This is a genomic window from Dysosmobacter sp. (assembly GCF_034093755.1).
In the GTDB taxonomy this organism is placed as follows: Bacteria; Bacillota; Clostridia; order Oscillospirales; family Oscillospiraceae; genus Oscillibacter.
Map to the genome: position 1 here is coordinate 1 of NZ_JAXEBZ010000020.1, position 5,328 is coordinate 5,328.

Below are 5,328 nucleotides of genomic sequence, written 5' to 3' on the forward strand. Positions count from 1 at the left end.
CGCCGCGCCCCAGTCCGCCGCGGTGGCCGAGAAGATGAACGCCGCCCTGAACGACACGGTGACCATCAGCGACACCGCCGTGTATGAGGCACCCAAGTCCCCCAAGTATGTGTTCCTGTTCATCGGTGACGGCATGAGCTATCCCCAGTTCCAGGCCGCCTCCGACTATCTGGGCACTGTGGCCGATCCGGACTATATGCAGGCTGAGCCCAGTGTCAAGGACCGCCAGGGCGCTGTGCTGGACGGCCCCAAGGAACTGAACTTCATGAACTTCGACGTGGCCGGCTCCGCCGTCACCTATGACTCCTGCAGCTTTGCCCCCGACTCCGCCTCCACCGCCACCTCCATCGCCACCGGTCACAAGACCTACTCCGGCATGATCAACACTGACGAGACCGGCACCGTGTCCTATGAGACCATCGCCGAGAGGCTGCACGCCCAGAAGGGCTGGAAGGTGGGCGTCATCTCCTCCGTGAACCTGAATCACGCCACCCCCGCCGCCTTCTACGCCCACCAGGCCAGTCGCAACAACTACTATGAGATCGGCGTGGAGATGGTGAACTCCGGCTTTGAGTACTTCGCCGGCGGCGCCCTGAAGAAGCCCGACGGCAGCGGCGATCAGGAGAACCTCTACGATCTGGCGGAGGCCGCCGGCTACAAGGTGACCACCACCCAGGCCGACGCCGAGGCCGTTACTGCCAAGGACAAGAAGGTCATCCTCATTGACGAGCACCTGGCGGACTCCGACTCCATGGACTATGAGCTGGACCGCGGCGAGGGCGAGTGGGCCCTGGCGGACTATGTGGAAAAGGGCATTGAGGTGCTGAACAACAATAAGGGCTTCTTCCTGATGTGCGAGGGCGGCAAGATCGACTGGGCCTGCCACGCCAACGACGCCGGCTCCACCGTGGCGGACACCCTGGCTCTGGCGGACGCCGTGCAGGTGGCCGTGGACTTTGCAAAACAGCATCCCAGAGACACCCTGATCCTGGTGACCGGCGACCACGAGACCGGCGGCCTGACCATCGGCTATGCCGGCACCGACTATGACACCTACCTCAGCAACCTGACCAGCCAGACCATCTCCTACGCCCAGTTTGACGAGCAGTACGTGGAAAAATACAAGGCCAACGGCACCTCCTTCGAGGACGCCATGAAGGACGTGGAAACGCTGTTCGGCCTGAAGATGACCGGCGAGGCCGGCGACAAGCTGGTGCTGACCGACTACGAGATTCAGCGGCTGAAGGACGCCTACGCGCTGGCCATGGGCGACTGTGACTCCGGCAAGTACACCCAGGAGCAGTACGTGCTGTACGGCACCTACAATCCCTTCTCCGTCACCGTCACCCACATTCTGAACAACAAGTCCGGCATCGACTTCACCAGCTACTCCCACACCGGCCTGCCGGTGGCGGTCTTCGCCGATGGCATCGGCGCCGACAGCTTCGGCGGCTACTATGACAACACTGCTATCTACACCAAGCTGGCCGACCTGCTGAAAGTCAAGTAAGCGGAGGGCCGATATTCTGCGGGACACAGGGAGCGGGCGCTCCCTGTGCCGCCGTTTTTTTGGAGGCTTTATGAAAAAACCGTTTCCCACCTTCTCACGGCGGACCCAGGGCCCGGTGCTGGCGGCCCTGATTCTGCTGGCGGTGCTGCTGGCGCTGCCCACCGGGTTTGAGGGCAAGCTCACCTATCAGAACGCCGACCGGGTCCGGGCGGAGGTGCTGGCCACCGATGAGAGCGACATCGTGGACACCGGACTCATCCGCACCGGCGAGCAGCGGTGCACCGTGCGGCTGCTGGGGGGCCATTTCAAGGGACAGACCGCCGAGGCCGTCAACCGGCTCAGCGGCTCTCTGGCCCAGGACAAGCTGTTCGCCCCCGGGGACGTGGCCTTCGTCACCGTCAGCCACAGCGGCGGCGTCATCTCCGTGGTGTCCATGACGGACCACTACCGGCTGGACAAGGAGGCGCTGCTGGCGGGGCTGTTTTTGCTGCTGCTGGTGCTGTTTGCCGGGTGGACCGGCGTCCGGGCCATTCTCTCCTTCGTGGACACCATTCTGCTGATGTGGAAGGTGCTGGTGCCCTGCCTGCTGCGGGGCTGGAACCCGGTGTGGCTGGCCCTGGCTATCGTGCTGGCGCTGACGGCCCTGATTCTCAGCCTGATCTACGGGTTTGACCGCCGGTGTCTGGCCGCCGTCTCCGGCGCGGCGCTGGGCATTGCTGTCACGGCAGTGCTGGGGGTGGTGTTCACCAACCTGTTCCGCATCCACGGCGCGGTGATGGGGTCCAGCGAGAGCCTGCTGTACGCCGGGTATCAGAATCTGAACCTGACAAGCATCTTCATGGCCTCCATCTTCCTGGGGTCCTCCGGCGCGGTGATGGATCTGTCGGTGGACATCTGCTCCTCCGTGTACGAGGTGGTGCAGAAGCGGCCGGACATCACCGCCCGGGAGGCCATCTCCTCCGGCTTCGCCGTGGGCCGGGCCGCCTGCGGCTCTACCACCACCACGCTGCTGCTGGCCTATTCCGGCAGCTACATCGCCCTGCTGATGGTATTCATGGCCCAGGGCACGCCGGTGGAGTTCATTCTGAACTACAAATACGTGGCGGCGGAGATCGTCCACACCGTGGTGGGCTCCTTCGGGCTGGTGACCGTAGCGCCCCTCACCGCCATCACCAGCGGACTGCTGCTGACCCGCAGACCGTCCTGAATGTATGAGAAAAGAGATGACGCCCGGAAACGGGCGTCATCTCTTTGCAGAGGATGTTGAGAAGAGGGGAAGAGAGGATTATCTGACGGCGGCGAAGCCCTTTTCCAGGTCGGCGATGATATCGTCGATGTGCTCCGTGCCGATGGACAGACGGATGGTGTTGGGCTTGATGCCCTGGTCCAGCAGCTCCTCGGGGGACAGCTGGGAGTGAGTGGTGGTGGCGGGATGGATCACCAGGGACTTCACGTCCGCCACGTTGGCCAGCAGGGAGAAGATCTCCAGGCTGTCGATGAACTTGTGGGCCTCGGCCTGGCCGCCCTTGATCTCGAAGGTGAAGATGGAGGCGCCGCCGTTGGGGAAGTACTTCTCATACAGCGCGTGGTCCGGGTGATCGGGCAGGCTGGGATGGTTCACGTGCTCCACCTGGGGATGATTGGCCAGGAACTCCACCACCTTCCTGGTGTTCTCCGCGTGGCGGTCCAGCCGCAGGGACAGGGTCTCCACGCCCTGGAGCAGCAGGAACGCGTTGAAGGGAGAGATCGTGGCGCCCGTATCCCGCAGGAGGATGGCACGAACGTAGGTAACGAAGGCGGCGGGGCCGGCGGCGTCCACGAAGCTGACGCCGTGGTAGCTGGGGTTGGGTGCGGCGATGGGGGCGTACTTGCCGCTGGCCTTCCAGTCGAACTTGCCGGAGTCCACAATGATGCCGCCCAGGGTGGTGCCGTGGCCGCCGATGAACTTGGTTGCGGAGTGGACCACGATGTCGGCGCCGTGCTCGATGGGACGGATCAGGTAGGGGGTGCCGAAGGTGTTGTCGATCACCAGGGGCAGGCCGTGCTTGTGGGCGATGGCCGCGATGGCGTCGATGTCGGGGATGTCGCTGTTGGGGTTGCCCAGAGTCTCCAGATAGATAGCCTTGGTGTTGTCCTGGATAGCGCTCTCCACCTCGGCCAGGTTATGGGCGTCCACGAAGGTGGTGCTCACGCCGAACTGGGGCAGGGTGTGGGCCAGCAGGTTGTAGCTGCCGCCGTAGATGGTCTTCTGGGCCACAATGTGGTCGCCGGCCTGGGCCAGGGCCTGAATGGTGTAGGTGATGGCCGCGGCGCCGGAGGCCAGGGCCAGGGCGGCCACGCCGCCCTCCAGGGCCGCCAGGCGCTTCTCCAGCACGTCCTGGGTGGAGTTGGTGAGGCGGCCGTAGATGTTGCCGGCGTCGGCAAGACCGAACCGGGCGGCGGCGTGGGCGGAGTTGCGGAAGACGTAGGAGGTAGTCTGGTAAATGGGCACCGCACGGGAATCCGTGGCGGGATCGGGCTGTTCCTGGCCCACGTGAAGCTGCAGCGTCTCGAATTTATAGTTACTCATGATAAGTACCTCTTTCCTTAATTTTGATTTTGGAATACGAAAAAGCCCGGGGCAAAATCGCTCCCGGACTGCAGATACACAAGACCCGCTGACAACGTGTACGGCGGATCACAGGCGCGGCAAAGCGCCCGGCACAGCAGTCCGGGAGTAAGGCATTCGTCCGCAGCGGAAGTTGCTGCGCAGCAGCTGCAGAAACACGTTCTTCATTCCGGCCCGCCTCCTTTATCTTGATAAACCTATCTGATTGATTGGTATATCGGGATTATAGCGCCGCGGAACCGGTTTGTCAATAGGGTTTTTCAAATTTTAACCTATCAGAATGGTATTTTAATTGGAAATAACCTGCCGGAGCCGGTTTTCCGCCGGCAGATTTTTGACCTGATATTGAAGCGGCAATGACCGCAAAGGGCAAAAGCGTCATGGCGCCAAAGTAAGGAACCATACTCAAAAGGACATAGTCCCACTGGCCTCTCACAATCTTTTCGAGGTAAAACCCGCTGCTGGCCGCGTTCAGGACAACAAGGATAAACAGGATGATTCCAACCAATACAATGACAAGACTGATTCCCTTAATGTTGGCCTGTTTGCTTGAAATGATCGTTTTTTCCTCCACAACAAAAACTCCTTTGTAAAAAATGTTTGACGGGATTGCTCGTCTGCAAGAAGTATAGCACAATAGACGTTTATATCTATCTTCTTAGACATAAAATTTTGCTTTTGACCGTATGATAAAGGAAACCGGGAGGGGAGGGAAGAGTGTGCTTTTCAGCTATGAAGTCCTGGGCCAATCAATACGGGCTTTAAGAAAAGAGAAAAAGCTGTCGCAGGAGGTACTAAGCGGTCTGGCAGGCATAGCTCGCACACATCTTACAATGATCGAGAATGGAACAATTCACCCGAATATTGAGACGATCTGGAAAATAGCGACCGCTCTTGATGTGAGGCCAAGTGAGCTGTTCGCTTATGTGGAAAGCAATCTGGAGCATCAATGAATGGGGACTTGCTTCTGAAGCTGGTCCGCAAAGAGCGTTTGAAAGATAAAAATGAAAATCCGGAAACCCTTGATACACAAGGGTTTCCGGATTTGATTCTTCCGGGGATTTATTCCCACTCGTTGTTGGGCATCATATTTAACGGATTTTGCTTCATAAATTTGATACCTCATTTTTTTGATTATTTGATGTGTCCATATTATCCAGCCCTATACGATGGGCTGTTATCAAATTGTTATCGGTGGTGATAACGGGGG

At 59.6% G+C, this 5,328-nt stretch carries 5 protein-coding genes; 3 read left to right on the forward strand and 2 right to left on the reverse strand.

The window, feature by feature from the left end:
- Both SOX55_RS02160 and SOX55_RS02165 read left to right on the forward strand, forming a co-directional pair.
- Positions 1-1,510: alkaline phosphatase (locus SOX55_RS02160; RefSeq protein WP_442873601.1), on the forward strand; the 1,510-nt coding region annotated here is incomplete at its 5' end.
- A 70-nt stretch (positions 1,511-1,580) separates the two neighbouring features.
- A complete protein-coding gene (locus SOX55_RS02165) occupies positions 1,581-2,717 on the forward strand; it encodes a YibE/F family protein (protein ID WP_325285792.1) in 1,137 nt (378 codons plus the stop codon).
- Between the two features lie 78 nt (positions 2,718-2,795).
- Here the strand turns inward: SOX55_RS02165 and SOX55_RS02170 are convergent, their stop codons facing one another.
- Both SOX55_RS02170 and SOX55_RS02175 read right to left on the reverse strand, forming a co-directional pair.
- Complete coding sequence (locus tag SOX55_RS02170; RefSeq protein ID WP_325285793.1) at positions 2,796-4,079, reverse strand: O-acetylhomoserine aminocarboxypropyltransferase/cysteine synthase family protein; 1,284 nt, start codon at positions 4,077-4,079, stop codon at positions 2,796-2,798.
- A 286-nt stretch (positions 4,080-4,365) separates the two neighbouring features.
- On the reverse strand, positions 4,366-4,692 hold the full coding sequence (locus SOX55_RS02175) for a hypothetical protein (RefSeq protein ID WP_325285794.1): 327 nt from the start codon (positions 4,690-4,692) through the stop codon (positions 4,366-4,368).
- Between the two features lie 145 nt (positions 4,693-4,837).
- Here SOX55_RS02175 and SOX55_RS02180 point away from each other — a divergent pair, with 145 nt between their 5' ends.
- Positions 4,838-5,071 carry a helix-turn-helix domain-containing protein gene (locus SOX55_RS02180; RefSeq protein ID WP_325285795.1) on the forward strand — a complete coding sequence of 78 codons (234 nt, stop codon included), beginning with the start codon at positions 4,838-4,840 and terminating at the stop codon, positions 5,069-5,071.
- Positions 5,072-5,328 lie beyond the last annotated feature (257 nt).

Coding starts and splice junctions, on each gene's coding strand:
- SOX55_RS02170 (WP_325285793.1), bottom strand. CDS start 4,079: ATGAGTAACTATAAATTCGAGACGCTGCAGCTTCACGTGGGCCAGGAA.
- SOX55_RS02165 (WP_325285792.1), top strand. CDS start 1,581: ATGAAAAAACCGTTTCCCACCTTCTCACGGCGGACCCAGGGCCCGGTG.